Annotated in this window: 22 protein-coding genes, 1 tRNA gene and 2 pseudogenes; 7 read left to right on the top strand and 18 right to left on the bottom strand. The window is 72.7% G+C overall.

Annotated features, from left to right (window positions below; translation table 11 throughout):
• Positions 1-118 precede the first annotated feature (118 nt).
• Together H5397_RS12745 and H5397_RS12750 are read left to right on the top strand one after the other, a co-directional pair.
• Entirely contained in the window at positions 119-496 is a 378-nt protein-coding gene (locus tag H5397_RS12745) for a hypothetical protein (RefSeq protein WP_220492256.1), read from the top strand.
• Positions 493-810, top strand: a complete 318-nt coding sequence (locus H5397_RS12750) for a hypothetical protein (protein WP_182817881.1) — start codon at positions 493-495, stop codon at positions 808-810. The genes H5397_RS12745 and H5397_RS12750 overlap by 4 nt, the downstream gene beginning before the upstream one ends.
• A 431-nt stretch (positions 811-1,241) precedes the next feature.
• On the opposite strand, the gene H5397_RS12755 is transcribed toward H5397_RS12750, so the two are convergent.
• From H5397_RS12755 to H5397_RS12770, 4 genes are all read right to left on the bottom strand, one after another.
• Entirely contained in the window at positions 1,242-1,442 is a 201-nt protein-coding gene (locus H5397_RS12755; protein ID WP_182817882.1) for a hypothetical protein, read from the bottom strand.
• A 295-nt stretch (positions 1,443-1,737) separates the two neighbouring features.
• Entirely contained in the window at positions 1,738-2,145 is a 408-nt protein-coding gene (locus H5397_RS12760) for a DUF6907 domain-containing protein (RefSeq protein ID WP_182817883.1), read from the bottom strand.
• A gap of 142 nt (positions 2,146-2,287) precedes the next feature.
• Positions 2,288-2,372 (bottom strand) — tRNA-Leu (locus H5397_RS12765).
• 19 nt (positions 2,373-2,391) lie between these two features.
• Positions 2,392-3,270, bottom strand: a complete 879-nt coding sequence (locus H5397_RS12770) for an aldo/keto reductase (protein WP_182817884.1) — start codon at positions 3,268-3,270, stop codon at positions 2,392-2,394.
• Between the two features lie 130 nt (positions 3,271-3,400).
• On the opposite strand from H5397_RS12770, the gene H5397_RS12775 reads away from it, so the two are divergent.
• Entirely contained in the window at positions 3,401-4,537 is a 1,137-nt protein-coding gene (locus H5397_RS12775; RefSeq protein ID WP_182817886.1) for a DUF3048 domain-containing protein, read from the top strand.
• A 23-nt stretch (positions 4,538-4,560) separates the two neighbouring features.
• Here H5397_RS12775 and H5397_RS18385 read toward each other — a convergent pair whose 3' ends face one another.
• Genes H5397_RS18385 through H5397_RS12790 form a run of 3 tightly spaced genes read right to left on the bottom strand, consistent with a single transcriptional unit; the run spans position 4,561 to position 7,312 of the window.
• Positions 4,561-5,259, bottom strand: a complete 699-nt coding sequence (locus H5397_RS18385) for a DNA alkylation repair protein (protein ID WP_243760792.1) — start codon at positions 5,257-5,259, stop codon at positions 4,561-4,563.
• The gene (locus H5397_RS18390) at positions 5,256-5,924 is read right to left on the bottom strand and encodes a pentapeptide repeat-containing protein (RefSeq protein WP_182817888.1); all 669 of its coding nucleotides are present in this window, start codon (positions 5,922-5,924) and stop codon (positions 5,256-5,258) included. Before H5397_RS18390 ends, H5397_RS18385 begins: the two co-directional genes overlap by 4 nt.
• Positions 5,924-7,312 carry a DNA polymerase IV gene (locus H5397_RS12790; RefSeq protein WP_182817890.1) on the bottom strand — a complete coding sequence of 463 codons (1,389 nt, stop codon included), beginning with the start codon at positions 7,310-7,312 and terminating at the stop codon, positions 5,924-5,926. Before H5397_RS12790 ends, H5397_RS18390 begins: the two co-directional genes overlap by 1 nt.
• A 41-nt stretch (positions 7,313-7,353) precedes the next feature.
• Between H5397_RS12790 and H5397_RS12795 the strand changes: the two genes are divergently transcribed.
• Positions 7,354-7,872 carry a DinB family protein gene (locus H5397_RS12795; RefSeq protein ID WP_182817891.1) on the top strand — a complete coding sequence of 173 codons (519 nt, stop codon included), beginning with the start codon at positions 7,354-7,356 and terminating at the stop codon, positions 7,870-7,872.
• Here H5397_RS12795 and H5397_RS12800 read toward each other — a convergent pair.
• From H5397_RS12800 to H5397_RS17715, 7 genes are all read right to left on the bottom strand, one after another.
• Positions 7,866-8,354 (bottom strand): dihydrofolate reductase, encoded by a 489-nt coding sequence (locus tag H5397_RS12800; RefSeq protein ID WP_182817893.1) that lies wholly within the window; start codon positions 8,352-8,354, stop codon positions 7,866-7,868. The two genes, H5397_RS12795 and H5397_RS12800, sit on opposite strands and share 7 nt — an antisense overlap.
• Before the next feature lie 39 nt (positions 8,355-8,393).
• Positions 8,394-9,077 carry a triacylglycerol lipase gene (locus H5397_RS12805; RefSeq protein ID WP_182817895.1) on the bottom strand — a complete coding sequence of 228 codons (684 nt, stop codon included), beginning with the start codon at positions 9,075-9,077 and terminating at the stop codon, positions 8,394-8,396.
• Positions 9,074-9,865, bottom strand: a complete 792-nt coding sequence (locus H5397_RS12810) for an alpha/beta fold hydrolase (RefSeq protein WP_182817896.1) — start codon at positions 9,863-9,865, stop codon at positions 9,074-9,076. The genes H5397_RS12805 and H5397_RS12810 overlap by 4 nt, the downstream gene beginning before the upstream one ends.
• Positions 9,865-10,659 (bottom strand): thymidylate synthase, encoded by a 795-nt coding sequence (locus tag H5397_RS12815; protein WP_182817897.1) that lies wholly within the window; start codon positions 10,657-10,659, stop codon positions 9,865-9,867. The genes H5397_RS12810 and H5397_RS12815 overlap by 1 nt, the downstream gene beginning before the upstream one ends.
• Before the next feature lie 106 nt (positions 10,660-10,765).
• Positions 10,766-11,386, bottom strand: coding sequence for an RdgB/HAM1 family non-canonical purine NTP pyrophosphatase (rdgB, locus tag H5397_RS12820; RefSeq protein WP_182817898.1), 621 nt, complete (start codon positions 11,384-11,386; stop codon positions 10,766-10,768).
• A 10-nt stretch (positions 11,387-11,396) separates the two neighbouring features.
• Positions 11,397-11,777: a metalloregulator ArsR/SmtB family transcription factor gene (locus H5397_RS12825; RefSeq protein WP_182817899.1), complete on the bottom strand. Its 381-nt coding sequence runs from the start codon at positions 11,775-11,777 to the stop codon at positions 11,397-11,399.
• 18 nt (positions 11,778-11,795) lie between these two features.
• Positions 11,796-11,987, bottom strand: coding sequence for a hypothetical protein (locus H5397_RS17715; protein WP_220492257.1), 192 nt, complete (start codon positions 11,985-11,987; stop codon positions 11,796-11,798).
• 80 nt (positions 11,988-12,067) lie between these two features.
• Between H5397_RS17715 and H5397_RS19185 the strand changes: the two are divergent.
• Both H5397_RS19185 and H5397_RS18400 read left to right on the top strand, forming a co-directional pair.
• A pseudogene (locus H5397_RS19185) lies at positions 12,068-12,268 on the top strand (cation transporter); the annotation flags it as partial.
• 128 nt (positions 12,269-12,396) lie between these two features.
• Positions 12,397-12,600, top strand: a complete 204-nt coding sequence (locus H5397_RS18400) for a cation transporter dimerization domain-containing protein (RefSeq protein ID WP_309224364.1) — start codon at positions 12,397-12,399, stop codon at positions 12,598-12,600.
• A gap of 217 nt (positions 12,601-12,817) precedes the next feature.
• Here H5397_RS18400 and H5397_RS12835 read toward each other — a convergent pair whose 3' ends face one another.
• From H5397_RS12835 to H5397_RS12850, 4 genes and pseudogenes are all read right to left on the bottom strand, one after another.
• The gene (locus H5397_RS12835; RefSeq protein WP_182817900.1) at positions 12,818-13,282 is read right to left on the bottom strand and encodes a DIP1984 family protein; all 465 of its coding nucleotides are present in this window, start codon (positions 13,280-13,282) and stop codon (positions 12,818-12,820) included.
• Complete coding sequence (gene rph, locus H5397_RS12840) at positions 13,279-13,998, bottom strand: ribonuclease PH (protein WP_309224365.1); 720 nt, start codon at positions 13,996-13,998, stop codon at positions 13,279-13,281. The genes H5397_RS12835 and rph overlap by 4 nt, the downstream gene beginning before the upstream one ends.
• A 34-nt stretch (positions 13,999-14,032) precedes the next feature.
• A complete protein-coding gene (locus H5397_RS12845) occupies positions 14,033-14,686 on the bottom strand; it encodes an LUD domain-containing protein (protein ID WP_182817902.1) in 654 nt (217 codons plus the stop codon).
• Positions 14,673-15,047 (bottom strand): annotated as a pseudogene (locus H5397_RS12850) (heterodisulfide reductase-related iron-sulfur binding cluster); the annotation flags it as partial. The gene H5397_RS12845 and the pseudogene H5397_RS12850, both read right to left, overlap by 14 nt.
• Positions 15,048-15,123: 76 nt before the next feature.
• Between H5397_RS12850 and H5397_RS12855 the strand changes: the two are divergent.
• Positions 15,124-15,822, top strand: coding sequence for a FadR/GntR family transcriptional regulator (locus tag H5397_RS12855; protein WP_220492259.1), 699 nt, complete (start codon positions 15,124-15,126; stop codon positions 15,820-15,822).
• Positions 15,823-16,116 lie beyond the last annotated feature (294 nt).

A 16,116-nucleotide genomic window follows, 5' to 3' on the forward strand; every position in this document is an offset into this window, starting at 1 on the left:
AGTCGCGTGAGCCGATGGGGCGCAACCCCCCGAGGCCCCCCTCAGAGGCACACCGCTGGTGAGAGGCCTCGAAGGTGCGGCACCCAATCAACCCCATCCCACCAACCTAAGGAGAGTCATGGCAGCACCCCGAAACGCCGCCAAGCCCCGTTCCCGCGTCAACCGACGCCCCGTCACCTCGGGTGCCCGCGTGCCCTTGGTGGACCTCCCGGCGGCCGGGTGCGCCCTGCCCGTACCGGAGCCACCCCGCGGCCGCACGTGGACCCGAGAAGAGCGCGACCGCTGGCAGGAACTGTGGGAGTCCCCTCAGGCAACCCAGTGGGACGACACCTGCCGCGGCACCGTCGCTGTCCTGGTCACCTTCGAAGCGGCCATCTTCGCCGGTACTGCGGCCGCGTGGCAGGCACAGGAAGCCCGCTACGCGGCCGAGGCCTTGGGGTTGACCCCGCGTGCCTTGGCCCAGCTCGGGTGGCGGATCGTGGAGGACGAATCGTGAGCGTCCGTCGTGCCGCCCGTGGCCGCCCCGGACTCGAGCGGCATCCCGGCAACGGCCCCGGCATCCCCGCACCGCTGCTGTCCCGCGCCCACCCGCTGTGGTCGGACCCCGAAGCCGCCCGCGAGCTGTTCGCCGCCTACCTCCCCGATGATGACGCAGGTCACATCGCCGACCGACGCCTCTTCCACACCGTCACCCAACGATGGGCATTCGCCCACGGCTACGCCTCACGCCACGATCCGCACGCCATCGACTGGCCCCGCTGGCAGGCCGCCCTCGACGCCGAACACCAACGCGCTGGGGAGCAGGGGTAACCGACCGGCTACAGGCGTGCCAGCGGGCGACGGTACGTCTTCCCGTCCAACCCGGTGATGAGCTGTTGCGCCGGGACCGTCATGTCAGGTGGGCAGGCAACCAACCTCGCCCGGCCCTCGATCACGTGGGAGACGACCTGCACCCTGCCCGCCCTCGCCAACGTGTTGGCCGCCCTGCGGATTGCGTTCTGTTCGGCATGCGTGTGCTCGGGGGCCGTGAGGATCACCACCTGTCCGGCCTCGATCCTGTCGAGTATCTGGCGCTGCCAGATGCCTGGACCTCGTGACACGACGACCCTAAGTGTTGTGGTGTCCAAAGACTACCCACCACAACACTTAGCCGCGACACCGACACACCACTTAGCCGCCTGCCACACTGGACAGCGCAACGCCCCGGACACTAACTCTGCCCGGGGCGTTGCGTCGTCTCTCTAGCCTTGCGCTTGCTCCCGCCTGAGGTGGTCGGCAACCCATCGCGCCACGCCGCCGGTGTCGGCCGTGGGGTCAACCAGCACGATCCCATGCTCGGGAAGGAACAACGCATCCCTGCCCAGGGCCTCGACCATCACGGCGCGGCACCCGTGCATCACCTGAGCGTTGGTGTTGTCTTCCTCGCGCCAGTCGGTGTGCACCTTGTCTGCGTGTCGATGCACTGTCACTGCGTCACACCCGGCGCACTTCAACGGCCTGCCTGTGAGGCTCGACACCCTGAGCCCCGCCGAGACCTCCCTGAGCGTCCCGCACGTCAGGCACATCACCCGCTTGGCCTGTCTTATCGGGTCACCGCCTCAGACAGGCGCTCCCGGCGCGCTTCCTCGACCACTGCTGTCCAGCGGGCACGCATCCGGCCACACAACGTGGCCCACGCCTCGCTGCTCATCCCGTCCGGGCGACGAAACACCATCGCGTTGTCGCTCTCCGTCGCGTTCACTGGTCTGCCCCCTCGACCTCGTGGGCGTCGGCGTAGACCATCACGTCACGCCACGCGGCATCGTCCTGCGCGGCCTCGACCAGGTTGGCCGCCTCGACCAACGCCGCCGCCAGCGCTCGTGCCTGCGCGGGTGTCACGGTCTGGTCCGACTCGGCAGCGATGCCGATGTGGACGGGCGTCTTGGTGACGGTGCCCGACAGATCGTCGGCCCACCGGATTTCGTCGGCCGCGCCGATGTAGACCAGCACCGACGTGCCGTCGCCGTCGTTGAACCGGTGCTCATGCGTCCTCCGCGTCACGCCGTCGCTGTCGTGGCCGAACTCATCGTGAATGCGGCCGGGTGCGCCCTGGCTGCACCATGCCGGGCAACCGGCGATGGTCGGGAGAAGGGTCTGTGTGGTCATGCCGGGGGTTCCTCTCGGGTCTGGGGTGCACGCACCCCGCTGAACGTCTCCCACCCCGATTGCTTGGTGCACGCTTGGTGCACGAAACAACTGCGGGGCGACCTCCAAGGAGCGTCCACCCTAGTGAACCCGTCATTGACGGTGGTGCCGGGGAAGGGACTCGAACCCTCACACCTCTCGGTACTGGTACCTAAAACCAGCGTGTCTGCCCATTCCACCACCCCGGCGCACGGGCCAGTCTAGGAGCTACCGGCGGGAGTCCCAGTCCTGGCCCACGGCGTCCCACCGCTCGGCGACGTGCGCGAGCGCGTCGTCGGGGAGCGGGCCCTGCGCGACGGTCGCGACCGCGCGGGTGATGTTGTCGGGGTTGGTGGTGCCCATGATCGCCGTGGTGACCCCCGGCGCGAACGCCGTGAACCGCAGCGCGAACTCGGCCAGGTCGAGGTCGGTGGCGTAGGCGAGGTCCTGCAGGCGGTCCCAGTAGACGTCGCCGTACACGCCCGTGGGGCGCTCGGCGTGGCGCCAGATGCCGTTCGCGATCGGGCGCTTGGCGATGACGCCGAGCCCGGACGCCGCGGCCTCGCCCAGCACGTGGTGGAGGTTCCACTGGTCGGCGATGCTGACGGATGCCTCGACCGCTGCGAACCGCCCCGAGGAGACCGCGTGGGCGAGGGCCGCGTTGTCGCCGGAGTAGGCGACGACGCCGATCTTGCCCTCGTCCTTGAGCTCCTGCATAGTGTCGGCCAGCGACCCGTCAAGGAGGTCCTCCTTGTCGCACGAGTGCAGGTGCAGGACGTCGATGTGGTCGGTGCGCATCCGCTGCAGGGAGAGCTCGACGCTGGCGCGGACGATGGCCGGCGTCCAGTCGTCGTAGCCCTCGAGCTGGTGGCCGCACTTGCTGGAGAGCACGTACTCGTCGCGGCGCCCGGCGAGGTGGCGGCCGATGCGCTCCTCGCTGATGCCGTAGCAGTGGGCGGTGTCGATGAGCGTGAGGCCCTCGTCGAGGGCCCGGTTGAGCAGGCGGGCGGCGTTCGCCTCGGGCACGTCGGGCGAGCCGACCTGGGCGGTGCCCAGGCCCAGGACGGGGACGGACAGGCCGGTGGTGCCGAAGGGACGCGTCTGCATGGCGCCCATTCCACCACGGGTCGTGGCAACACCTGCGGCGGGCCCAGCTTTCTGTGATTTGATCCACAAGCTTTCACCGACGGGTGGAGAATGGGGGTGTCATCCGTTCGACCCAACCGAAGGAACCCCCGTGGACCGCAGGAGCGCCCTCCTCGTCCTGGGTGCCCTGGGCGCCGCCCTCGCCGGCTGCGCCCCCGGCGCACCGGCGACGCCCTCCCCCACCCCGACGCCGAGCCCGACCCCCACGCCGACGCCGACCCCCACCCCGACGCCCACGCCCACGCCCGAGCCGGGGCCGCGCTGGCCGCTGACGGGCCGTCCGCTCGACGACCCCGCCGCGGCGGCCCACGCCGCGATCGCGGTCAAGGTGCCCGACAACCGCAACGAGCACCCGCAGGCCGGCCTCAACGACGCCGACATCGTGTTCGTGCAGCTGGAGGGCTACGCCGACGCCAGCGGCGAGAGCGCGACCCGGCTGGTGCCGGTGTTCCACTCGGTGCTCCCCGAGCGCGTGGCGCCGGTGCGGTCGGTGCGCCCGGTGGACGTGCCGCTGCTGGCACCCATGCGCGCCGTCGTCGGCAGCACCGGCCACTCGGACTGGGTTGGCAACTACGCCCGCCAGTTCGCCGACCACCTCGACGTGTCGCTGACCAACCTGGCCGCCCGCAAGCGGGGCGCCTACTCGGTCGACCAGTCCCGGGTGCGCACGGTGAAGGGCACGACCTACTACGACCGCGCGATCGTCTGCCACCCGCGGGTGCTCGCCGAGCTGGCCCGCGAGCCGTTCTCCGCAGGGCCGGCGCAGCCGTACCTGCCCTATGCGGTGACCGACGCCGACGTGTCGACCCTCGGCGGCGCACCGGCGACGCGGGTCCGGGTGCCGTGGAAGAAGCGCGGCGAGTACGCGATGACCTACGACTGGGACGCCGGGCAGGGCGTCTACCTGCGCTCGGTGCCGTGGGGGCCGCACGTGCTCGCCGGCGGCCAGCAGGTCACCACCGACAACGTGCTGGTGATCAAGGCCGGCCAGCGCGTGGCGAAGCTCGCCGAGGGCTCGGGCGCGCCCGACCCGATCCACGACATCATCGACGCCTCGGGGGTGTTCCTGTACGCGCATGCGGGCAGCGTCGTTCGTGGCACGTGGGCCAAGGCGGCGGTCGAGTTGCCGTTCACGTTCACGCTGGACAGCGGCGCTCCCCTCGCGATGGCGCCCGGGCGCACGTTCGTCGAGCTGCCGGCCACGGACGCCGACGTGCAGGTCTCCTGACCGTCGGCCCAGGCCAGGGGTGCTCAGCCGAGGTGCTTGAGCGCCTCGCGCCGGGACAGCGTCGAGAGGCGGTCGCCGCGCGCGGCCACGAAGGCGCGCACCCAGTCGGGGTCGGTGCGCGCGTGCTGGCGCAGCGCCCAACCGACGGCCTTGCGGATGAAGAACTCGTCGCCGAACGGTGAGCCGACGAGGTTGGCGTCGAGGGCGTGCACGAGCAGGTCGAGGTCGGTGTCGCCCTTGGCGCGGAGCTGGCCGATGATCGCCACCCGGCGCAGCCACAGGTCGTCGGCGGTGGCCCACTCCCGCACCACCGGACGCGCCGCGGCGGGGTGGGTGCGCAGCACCTCGTCGACGAGGGAGGCGGTCCAGTCGACGAGGTCCCACCAGGCGCCCTCGCTGACGAGCCACGCGAACAGGGGCAGGGCGTCGACGTCGCGGTGGGCCCGGTACAGGCGGTGGCCGGCCAGCTCGAGCGCGGCGTAGCGCTCCTCGCGGTGGGACGCCTCGGCGTACAGCGTGCGCACCGCCCGCTCCCACGTGGCGCGGTCGGGCAGCGGATGGGCGGCGATGAGGGGACGCACGGTGCGCCGCAGGACCGGCATGGACACCCCGTGGAATGGGAGCGCCGACTTCATGTAGCGCTGCATCGGCGCGGCGTTGGCCGGGTCGGCGACGGCGGGCAGCGCTGAGCGGATCGTCGCCAGCAACACGTCGACGCTCACGACACGTCCTCGACCACGCGCAGGCCGAGTGCCTCGGCGAGGGCCGGCGCCCACCGGGCGACCTGGTCGGGCGTGACCAGCGCGCCCCGCAGGGACGCGAATCCGCCGACGCGGTCGAACTCGGCGCCGCGCAGGTCGAGGTGCTCGCTGCGCAGGTCGTGCGCCTCGAGGGTGCCCACCCGGGTGTCGGCCAAGCGCACCCGCGACACCGTCGCCCCGGTGAGGTCCAGTTCGCCGATCGTGCACCCGGTGACGAGCACGTCCTCGACGCGGGCCCCACGCAGCGAGAGGAAGTCGATCTTGCACCCGGTGAGAATCACCGAGCGCCACTCGCCCTCGTGGGCGTCCAGCAGGCCGACGCGCCCCGACAGCTGGGAGTCGCGCCAGTCGGCGCGCGCCGCGCGGAGCGCCGCGAAGCGGACCTCGGCCAGCGACACCTCGCGCAGCCGGGCGCCGATGAGGTCGACGTCGTCGGCGCTGACCCGGGCGACCTCCACCTCGGCCAGTTCGGCCCCGGCGAGGTTCACCGGCGGCAGGTCGGCGTCGGCCAGCCGTACCCCCTCGAGCAGGACCCCCGCGTCGAGCCCGTCGGGGTCGGCCGGCACGAGGCCCTCAAGGTGGACGGGCGCCACCCGCGGCGTGCTGGGCGTGCGGCGTGAGCGCATCAGTCGTCTCCTGACATGGTCGGGGCGGTGACCGCCTGGGCCCACCCGGGGCCCGACGGGTCGGCCGGGCTGCCGTCGGAGGGCAGCACGTCGGCCAGGCGCAGGGCGGGGTCCTCGAGCCGGAAGGTGCGCACCGGCCCCGGTCCGGACTCGGCGGTCTCGAAGCGGACGGTGACCCGCCCGAGCCCGGTCCCCCACACCCAGCCGGGGCCGTGCTCGTCGTGCACCACGTCGGCGCCCGGGCTGAAGGTGGGTGTCCACCGGGGTCGGGACGCCGGCGCGCGGCTGGACTCCTCGACGACCGGGCCGGACGGCTCCAGCTCGAACAGCTCCTCCTGGGCGGCCTCGGTGAACCCCGCGACGCCCACGCCGAGCAGGCGGACCCCGTCGGGCAGGTCCAGGCCGGCGAGCAGGCCGCGCGCGAGGCGTCCGATGACCTCGGGGCGGTCGGTGGCGCCGTGCAGGGTCTGGGAGCGGGACAGGATGGTGAAGTCGGGCAGCTTGGCCTTGAGCGTGACCGTGCGCGCGAACAGTCCGGAGCGGGTGAGCCGCTCGGCGACGATGCGGGCGTCCCGGTCGACGACGGCCTCGAGCTCGGCACGGTCGGTGACGTCGGTCTCGAAGGTGTCCTCGACGCTGATGCTCTTCGCCTCGCGCTCGGCGACCACGGGCCGGTCGTCGCGGGCGAACGCGAGCTCGTGCACCCACTCCCCCTGGGCCCGGCCCAGCTCGCGGACGAGCTCGTTGCGGCTTAGTTCGCGGATGTCGGCGACCGTGCGCACCGCCAGCCGGGTCAGCCGCTCCATCGTTGCCGGGCCGACCCCGGGGATCGCACGCGCGGGCAGGTCGGCGATGGTGTCGAGCTCGGTGCCGGGCGCGACGACGAAGACCCCGTCGGGCTTGCCCAGCTCGGTGGCCACCTTGGCGATGAACTTGCTGCTGCCGATGCCGATGGACGCCGTGAGCCCGCCCGTCGCCTCCCGCAGCCGGGCGCGGAGGTCCTCGGCGAGGGCGCGGACGGCGTCCGGGGAGAAGTCGGTCGTCGGGCCCGCGGCGAGGTCGACGAAGGCCTCGTCCAGGCTCAGGGGCTCGACCAGCGGCGACAGCTCGCGCAGCAACCCCATGACGATGGCCGAGCTCTCCCGGTAGGCGCGGAACCGCCCGCCGAGGAACGCCGCGTGCGGGCACAGGCGGCGCGCCTCGTGGGTCGGCATGGCCGAGTGCGCGCCGAACTTCCGGGCCTCGTACGACGCCGTCGACACCACCCCGCGGGGTCCGATCCCGCCCACGATGACGGGCTTGCCGCGCAGCGAGGGCTTGTCGCGCTGCTCGACCGCGGCGAAGAACGCGTCGAGGTCGAGGTGCAGGATGGAGGCGGCCGATCTCATCGCCGCCCAGTCTGTCACCCCGCGCGTGGCACCATCGGGGCATGGACCACCGCGCCCTGCTCACCGACGCCGCCTCCCGCCCGCTCGACGCCGCCCGCCAGGTGCTCGACGGCCTGGCGTCCGGCTCCCTGCACGCGATGCCCGAGGGCCGCGGCAACTCGATCGCGTGGCTGGTGTGGCACGCCGCGCGGCAGGCGGACGTCCAGCTTGCCGCCCTGCACGGCGGGGCCGAGGTCTGGGCGGACGGCTGGGCCCACCGCACCGGGATCGACCGCGGCGAGGGCGACTTCGGGTTCGGCGACGGCGTGGCCGAGGTCGCCGCCCTGCGGGTGGCCGACCCCGACGCGCTGTTGGGCTACGCGGCAGCCGTCACCGACGCGCTCACGACGTACGTGGGGTCGCTCGCGGCCACCGACCTCGACGACGTGGTCGACACGAACTGGACGCCCCACGTCACCCGCGGCGTCCGGCTCATCTCGATCATCGACGACGCCGTGGCCCACCTCGGGCAGGCAGCCTACGTGCGCGGCCTCGTCGACGGCTGGTCGATCGGCTACTGACGGCGCCGGTAGCCCACGAAGTCGAACGCGCCGCGCGGGTCGCGGCGGTACTCCTCCCAGACCGCGGGGTCGACGTCGGGCAGCGTGACCGAGCCCTCGGCGTCCGCGTGCACCTCGGTGAGGTCGAGCTCGTCGAGGGAGTCCCAGGCCTGGCGGTAGATCTCGCCCCCGCCGGCGACGTAGACGGTGTCGTCGAGCTCCTGGGCGAGGGCCAGCGCCTCCTCCACCGAGGTGGCCACGCGGGCGTCGACGCGCGGGTCGTCGGGGATCTCGACGCGGTCGAGATTGCGGGTGACGACGATCGTGGTGCGCCCGGGCAACCAGCGACCGATGGCGTCGTGGGTGGCGCGGCCCATGATCATCGGGTGGCCCAGGGTGACGCGCTTGTAGCGGGCCCAGTCCTCGGCGAACTCGAACGGCTGCGCCTCCCCGTCACCGAGCACCCCGTTGCGGGCGACGATGGCGATGGCGATGACGGCCATGGGTTCCCCTTCCCTGCTGCTCCGTGCGACGCCGCGAGCCTAGCCCGCGGCGAGGCGCTCGACCTGCTCGTGCACCAGGCGGGCCGTGCCCGGGTCGGCCACGGGCCGGAAGTGGCCCGGCAGCCGGAGCGTGATGTTGTGCGCCCCGGGGAGGAACGACCCGTCGGGGATCATCTCGTCCCACGCCGACGCCACCGACACGATCCGGCTGTTGACGGCGCGCTCCGCGGCGAGGGCGACGATCGCGGCGCCGGTGGGCGCGAACAGGCCCAGGGGCGTCCGGGTGAAGACGCGCCAGCTCAGCCGGGACCCACCGAACGGGGTGCAGACCGCGACCAGCCCGCGGGGGGCGCGGTCGGGGTCGGCGGCGAGGGCGTCCACCAGCAGCGTCTTGCCGATCAGCCCACCCTTGGAGTGGGCGACCAGGACCGGTCGCTCGAGTCCGAGCGCTGCCAGCCCGCCCCGGGCGCGGTCGAGGGACTCCTCGAGGGGCCGGCCGTTCCAGCCGAGGCCCGGCAGCGGGTGGACGGGGTGGCCGAGTGCGTGCAGGTGGCGGGCCAGCGGGACCAGGTAGCGCCACGACTCCCAGATCCCGGGCAGCAGCACGATGGGGACGCCGTCACCGTCGGCGAAGGCGTCGGGGGGCGTCCGGTCGAGGGCGGACGCCGTCCAGCGCCGGGCGACGTGGGCCCAGTCCTGCACGACGGTCCGCACGCGGCTCACGGCAGGGGCCCCCGCCCGGAGACGGCGATGGCGGCCGCGACCACCTCGTCGGCGTTGTCGACCACGACCTGGTGGGCGGCGCCCTCGGCGACGATGATGCTGCCCTCGGCGCCGCTGCGGTTGAGCAGGCGCTCAGCCCACGGGGGCGGGCACAGGAGGTCGTGCTCGCCGCGCACGATGACCAGGCGTCCGCCGAGGTCGGCGATCCGGTCCTCGATCGGGTAGCGCACCATGGCCGGCAGCAGCTCCAGCGGCCAGCGCAGGCCGGCGGACAGGTAGCCGCGCACCGAGACCAGCGCGGCCCCGAAGCGCTCGTGGACCGCCGACCGGGCGAACCCCGTGAGCACCTTCGACAGGCGGCGCTGGTCGACATGGACCACCGGCGCGACGAGCACCATCCGGCCCCGCAGGTGCGGCTCGCGGCGGGCGAGCTCGACGACGACCTGGGAGCCCATCGAGTGCCCGACCAGCACGGGTGCGGAGACGCGCAGCCGCTCGAGGCCGGGCGCGATCGCCCGGGCGAACTCGGAGATGTCCATCGGGTCGCGCGGGTGCGGGACGCCCCCGAAGCCGGGCAGGTCGAACACGACCACGCGCCCCAGGTGGCGCAGGCGGTCGACGACGGGCCGGAACAGGTCGGAGCTCACCCCCAGCCCGTGGACGAGCACGAAGGTGAGGTCGTCGGTGCCGGGGTCGCCGGAGACGTCCCAGGCGCGGACGCGCTTGTGGCCGCGCCCGAAGCGGTGCTCGACCGCGCCGAAGGCGGGTTCGTGGCGGGGTCGACGCATCAGACGGCGATCGGGGCCTTGATCGTGGGGTGCGGGTCGTAGCCGACCAGCTCGATGTCGGCCAGCTCGAAGCGGTCGATCTCGGTCACGGCGGGGTTCAGCTTCAGCGTGGGCAGCGCGCGCGGCTCGCGGGTGAGCTGGAGGCGCGCCTGCTCGAGGTGGTTGGAGTACAGGTGCGCGTCGCCGAAGGTGTGCACGAACTCGCCGGGCTCCAGGCCGGTGACCTGGGCGACCATGTGGGTCAGCAGGGCGTAGCTGGCGATGTTGAACGGGACGCCGAGGAACACGTCGGCGCTGCGCTGGTACATCTGGCAGCTCAGACGCCCGTCGGCGACGTAGAACTGGAACATCATGTGGCACGGGGGCAGCGCCATGTCGTCGACGTCGGCGGGGTTCCACGCCGTGACCACGTGACGGCGGCTGTCGGGCCGCGTCCGGATCGACTCGATGACGTTGGCGATCTGGTCGACGCGCTCACCCGACGGGGCCGGCCAGCTGCGCCACTGGTAGCCGTACACCGGGCCGAGGTCACCGTTCTCGTCGGCCCACTCGTCCCAGATCGTGATGCCGTTCTGGTGCAGCCAACCGATGTTGGTGTCCCCCCGCAGGAACCACAGCAGCTCGCCGAAGATCGAGCGGGTGTGCAGCTTCTTGGTGGTCAGCAGCGGGAACCCCTCGGCGAGGTCGAAGCGCATCTGGTGGCCGAAGACGCTGAGTGTCCCGGTGCCCGTGCGGTCCGACTTCTGCGCACCCGACTCAAGGATGCGGGTGAGCAGGTCGAGGTACTGCTGCATGTGGTGGGCTCCTCAGGCGTGGCTGGCGGAGCCCCCAGCATACGGTCCAGCGAGGACAGCCACCGTTGTCAGGGCCCAGCCGAGAATCCCCTGGGCATCCGCCGGCTCAGGAGCGGGCTTCCAGCCCCCGGAGGTGGTCCACCATGGCGCGCACCGCCTTGCCGCGGTGGCTGATGGCGTCCTTCTGCTCGGGGGCCAGGTGGGCGTTGGTGACCTCGTTGCCCTCGGCGATGAAGATGGGGTCGTAGCCGAAGCCGTTGGTGCCCGACTCGGCGTGGGCCAGGCGCCCCTCCATCGTCTCGCGGAGCACATGCTCGGTCCCGTCGGGCAGCACGAGCGCGACCGCGCACACGAAGCGGGCGGTCCGCAGGGGGGCGGGCACGTCGTCGACCTGCGCCAGGACGAGCCGGCGGTTCTCCTCGTCGGACGCCCGGGCTCCGGCCCAGCGGGCGGTGCGGACGCCCGGCATCCCGTTGAGGACGTCGACCTCGAGCCCGGAGTCGTCGGCCAACGCCGCCAGCCCGGTCGCGGCCGCGGCCGCGCGCGCCTTGATCAGCGCGTTGCCCTCGAAGGTCGCCTCGGTCTCGGCGGGCTCGGGGTAGGAGCCGACCTCGTCCAGCCCGACCACCTGCAGGCCCGCGCCCGCGGCGTCCGCGATGCGGCGCAGCTCGGCGAGCTTCTTGGCGTTGTGGGTGGCCAGGACGACCGTGGTGAGCGGCTGTGGCATGCCGGCCACACTACCCATCGTGGCGCGGCAGGCCGGCCGGCGTCCGGTACCGGTGCTCGGCGGTGTCGGGCACGAGGCCCGAGGTGTGCTCGGCGTGCGACAGCGCCTCGGCCAGCAGCCGGTGCACGTGCGCGTTGGTCGCCGAGTAGTGGATGTAGGTGCCCTCGCGGCGGCTGGTGACCAGGCCCGCCAGCCGCAACTTCGACAGGTGCTGGCTGACCGCGGTGGGCGTCGACTGCACCAGCTCGACCAGCGCGCCGACACTGGCCTCGCCCTGGAGCAGGGCCCACAGCAGCTTCACGCGGGTCGGGTCCGACAGCATCCGGAACGTCTCCGCGGCGAGCTGCGCGTGCTCGTCGTCGGGGACGTCAAGGAGCGGGGACTCATGCATGGCGCCACCTTATCCGAGCTATTTGCCCATTTGCGCAATCACGTAAATACTGTCGCCATGACCCACGCGCACCACGAGCACGACCACCCCCACGAGCACGCGCACGGGCACCACGACCACGAGCACCACGACCATGACCACGGGCACGCCCATGACCACCACGGTCATGACCACGACCACGGCCACGGGTTCTGGGGCAGGGTCCGGCACGCGCTGACACCGCACAGCCACGACCACACCGAGGCGATCCAGAGCGCGGAGGAGTCCAGCCGCGAGGGGATCAGGGCCGCGTGGGTGAGCCTGGCCGGCATGGGCGCCACCGCCGTGCTGCAGATCGTCATCGTCGCGGACGCCGCATCGGCTCGTCCGCCCTCGTCGCCGAGGGCCAGCACGCCCGCACGGACGCCCTCACCTCGCTCGCCGTGGTCGGCGGCGTGGCCGGCGCCTGGGCCGGCTTCCCGCAGGCGGACGCCATCGTCGGCCTGCTCATCGCCGTGGTGATCATCGGCGTGCTGGTCAGCTCGCTGCGGATCATGGTGCGTCGCCTCATGGACGGCGTCGAGGACGGCACGCTGGACGGATCGAGGCCGTCGCCGGGGGCGTCCCGGGGGTCGCCGCCGTGCTGCGGACCCGCGCCCGCTGGAGCGGCCACCGCATGGAGGCCGACCTCGACGTGGCCGTCGACCCGGCCCTCACCGTGGCGCAGGGCCACGATGTGGCGGTGGCGGTGCACCGCGCGCTGGTGGAGTCGATCCCCCACCTCGACCGGGCCAGCGTGCACGTGGAGCCGGTGGGCAGCGCCTGCGGCGCGAACCTGACCTGATCCCGGGGCCGGGAGGTCCCCTGACCCACCCTCCCCGCACGACCCAACACGGTGGTGGTGCGGTGTGCACGGTGCACGGTGCCCGTGTGCCACGTGCTGGGCGTACCCCGTGAGGAGGGCCCGGCCCGTCGGGCGGTGCAGCCCCGATGTGGCCCTCGGGGCAACAGGCTTCGTGTTCGCTGTCGCGCGGGTACCGACTCCTCGGCCCCGGGACCGGTCAGCCCTGGGGCTCGACCAGGTCAGTGGTCCAGTTCAGGCCCTGCAGGCGCGTGTCGAGCTCCCGGAAGGCCCGGGCAGCATCGTCCGCGGCGGCGCGCAGGGAACGCACGTCCACTGTGGGGACGAACTTGATCTCGGCGCGTCCGAACCGGCTCGACGGCACCGCCGCCCCGGCCACCGCGGCGAGGAACCGCTGCCGGCGGGCCAGGGTGTCGCGCGCGGCGATGGCGTCGGTCACGGTGCGGCCGGCGTCGAACGGGGTCGCCGCGTTCGTGGCGTTGATAGCCCGGACGAGGTACTCAAGCCGCTCCAGGACGCGGTCGGCCTCGGCCAGCAGCGCGGCCGGGTCCTCGGCCGGCTCGTCGCCCTCCTGCACCAGGACGCTCGCCTCGAGGCGGCCCTGCAGCTCGGCCAGCCGGGTCTGCGCGGCCGCCCGCTCGGCGAGCGCCTCGGCGAGCTTCACCGCAGGGCCTCGGCCTGGAGGCGGGTCAGCTCGGCGCAGCCGACGGCGCCGAGGTCGAGCAACTGGTCCATGACCGCGCGGTCGAACGGCTCGCCCTCCGCGGTGCCCTGCACCTCGATCAGGCGCCCGTCGCCGGTCATGACGATGTTCATGTCGACCTCCGCCGCCGAGTCCTCCTCGTACGGCAGGTCGAGCACCGCCAGTCCGTCCACGACGCCCACGCTGATCGCGGCGACCGAACCCTTGAGCGGCTCGCCCTTGAGGGCGCCGCGCTCGCGCAGGTAGGACACGGCGTCGGCGAGGGCCACGTAGGCGCCGGTGATGGACGCCGTGCGCGTGCCGCCGTCGGCCTGCAGCACGTCGCAGTCGATGACGATCGTGTTCTCGCCGAGGGCCTCGTAGTCGATGACGGCGCGCAGCGCGCGGCCGATCAGGCGCGAGATCTCGTGCGTGCGGCCGCCCACCTTCCCCTTGCGGGACTCGCGGTCGGACCGGGTGTGGGTGGAGCGCGGGAGCATCTCGTACTCCGCGGTCACCCAGCCCTTGCCCTGCCCCTTGAGCCAACGCGGCACGCCCTCGGTCACCGACGCCGCCACCAGCACGCGGGTCTTGCCGAACTCGACGAGCACCGAACCTTCGGCATGGTCGAGCCAGTTGCGCGTGAAGCGCACCTGTCGGAGCTGGTCGGGGCGGCGTCCATCAAAGCGTTCAGTCACGGCCGACACCCTATCGGCGCAATCTGCACCACATTCACACGGCGACGAGGACGTGCAGCGTCCGGGGGCCGTGAACGCCCTCCACACGGTTGAGCTCGATGTCGCTGGTCGCGCTCGGGCCCGACACCCAGGTGAGCGGCAGGCCCTCGGCGACCGACGCCGCCAGGCGCCCCACGGCCTCGGGCACATCGGTGACGACCTGATCGGCCCGCACCACGCACACGTGCCGGTCGGGCACCAGGGTGAGCGCGCGGCGTCCCTGGTCGGGGCGGTGGTCGAGCACGAACGTGCCGGTCTCGGCGATCCCGACCGCCGCGGCGGTCACCACCGCGTCGACCCGGTTGAGCTCGTCGTGGGACAGGGCAGGTTCGTCGGACAACACCTCCAGACCGGACGCCTCGACGGCGGCCCGCCACGCGGCCTCGATGCCCACGGGGAGGACGACGGTCGAGGCGCCGGTGTCGCGCAGGTGCCGCACGACGGCGTCCGGGACGTCGGCCAAGGGCACGCGCTCGACGACCGCGCGGTAGTCCTCGACGCGCTCGACGAACAGGCCGAGCACGTCGGCGATGTCGGTGGCCCGGCCGTACTGCCAGGCGACCGGCACGTCACGGGCCGGGTCGGCGTCGGTCACGTCGCTCAGCGCGGTGCGGATGCGGCCGAGGATCTCGTCACGGGCGGTGCTCATCGCTGCCCGGGAACCACGCCCCCACGTCGACGGTACCGAGCACGTCGACGATGAACTCGCTCAGGTCATAGACCCGTGGCGTCAGCTCCCCCACCGCCCGTTCCAGGCCGGCGTCCCCGGCGTGCCGGGCCAGCATCGGATGCTGGTGGCGCACCGCGCCGACGCACGACCCGGAGGGCCCGACCACGTAGTCGAACGTGTCGAATGCCTCGACGAATGTGCGCACACTCGGCACAGCCTCGTCGAAGTAGCCGGTGTTGGTGAACATCTGCCCGCAGCAGGTCTGCTGGCGGGGGAAGACCACGGTGCAACCGAGACGTTCCAGGAGGCGGCGGACGGCGTCCGGCGTGCCGGGGAACATCGTGTCGTTCACGTATGTGCCGCGCCCACGCCGTTGCGGCAGAATGGAACCGAGCCAACAGGGAGGCGGGAGGCGGGTGAAAGCCTACGAGCTGGCCCTCGACCACATCGAGGAGGGCATCCTGAGCGGCCGCTACGAGGTCGGGTCGATCCTGCCCCCGGAGCGGGAGTTGGCCACCCAACTGGGCATCGGACGCTCGTCGGTTCGCGAGGCCATCCGGGCGCTGGAGTCCCAGGGCGTCCTCGACTCGGCCGTGGGTGCGGGGCCGGCCTCCGGCACGCGCGTCACCAGCGATCAGAGCAGGGCGCTGACCCGCCTGCTGAAGCTGCACGTCTCGCTGGGCAAGTATCCGGTCGACGACGTCGTCGAGGCCCGGGTGTCCCTGGAGCGGGGATCCGCTGCGCTCGCCTCGACGCACACCACCGCGGACGCGCTGGCCCGACTGGCGGAGGTCATGGAGGCCATGGAGGCGGCCGAGTCCATCGCGGAGTTCAGCCCGCTCGACACCGGCTTCCACGTCCTGATCGCCGAGGTCAGCGAGAACACCCTGATCAGCGACCTGACCCGGGCTGTGCGCGAGGCCCTGCTGCGACCGATCGCGAGGGCGTCCACCCGCATGGCGGACTGGCCGGCCTTCCGCGACGGGCTCAACGAGCAGCACCGCCGGATCTTCGCCGCGATCCAGGCCGGCGACCCCGACGCGGCCGCCGACCTGATGGAGCACCACATCCGGCACGCGTACTCGATCCTGCCGATGAACGGGGCGATGCCCTGATGCCATACCCGCGGCCCTGGGGTGTTGAGCGCCGAGGGACTCGGTCCGTACGCGTGCGGCCGCCGTGAGCGCCTGCGGACAGGCGCCCTAGGAGCCTGCTGAACAATCTGTCCGCGTGCCCACGGGACTGACCGGCAGCTGGCTGGAATTGTTGGGTTGTGCAGGGCGAGTCGAGTCCGCAGCGGGATGTGTTGGACGTGGAGTCGCTGGCGGGGCATTTGTTGCCGGCTGGCAGCGTGTTCCGGTTCTTGGCCGAGCACCGGCACCGCCTGTTCCCGGACGCGTTGTTCGCCG

Origin of the sequence: Propioniciclava sp. MC1683, from assembly GCF_014164675.1 — a bacterium.
Lineage (GTDB): Bacteria > Actinomycetota > Actinomycetes > Propionibacteriales > Propionibacteriaceae > Propioniciclava.

Coding starts and splice junctions, on each gene's coding strand:
- H5397_RS12745 (WP_220492256.1), top strand. CDS start 119: ATGGCAGCACCCCGAAACGCCGCCAAGCCCCGTTCCCGCGTCAACCGA.
- H5397_RS12760 (WP_182817883.1), bottom strand. CDS start 2,145: ATGACCACACAGACCCTTCTCCCGACCATCGCCGGTTGCCCGGCATGG.
- H5397_RS12770 (WP_182817884.1), bottom strand. CDS start 3,270: ATGCAGACGCGTCCCTTCGGCACCACCGGCCTGTCCGTCCCCGTCCTG.
- H5397_RS18390 (WP_182817888.1), bottom strand. CDS start 5,924: ATGCGCTCACGCCGCACGCCCAGCACGCCGCGGGTGGCGCCCGTCCAC.
- H5397_RS12790 (WP_182817890.1), bottom strand. CDS start 7,312: ATGAGATCGGCCGCCTCCATCCTGCACCTCGACCTCGACGCGTTCTTC.
- H5397_RS12795 (WP_182817891.1), top strand. CDS start 7,354: ATGGACCACCGCGCCCTGCTCACCGACGCCGCCTCCCGCCCGCTCGAC.
- H5397_RS12800 (WP_182817893.1), bottom strand. CDS start 8,354: ATGGCCGTCATCGCCATCGCCATCGTCGCCCGCAACGGGGTGCTCGGT.
- H5397_RS12810 (WP_182817896.1), bottom strand. CDS start 9,865: ATGCGTCGACCCCGCCACGAACCCGCCTTCGGCGCGGTCGAGCACCGC.
- H5397_RS12815 (WP_182817897.1), bottom strand. CDS start 10,659: ATGCAGCAGTACCTCGACCTGCTCACCCGCATCCTTGAGTCGGGTGCG.
- rdgB (WP_182817898.1), bottom strand. CDS start 11,386: ATGCCACAGCCGCTCACCACGGTCGTCCTGGCCACCCACAACGCCAAG.
- H5397_RS12825 (WP_182817899.1), bottom strand. CDS start 11,777: ATGCATGAGTCCCCGCTCCTTGACGTCCCCGACGACGAGCACGCGCAG.
- H5397_RS12845 (WP_182817902.1), bottom strand. CDS start 14,686: ATGAGCACCGCCCGTGACGAGATCCTCGGCCGCATCCGCACCGCGCTG.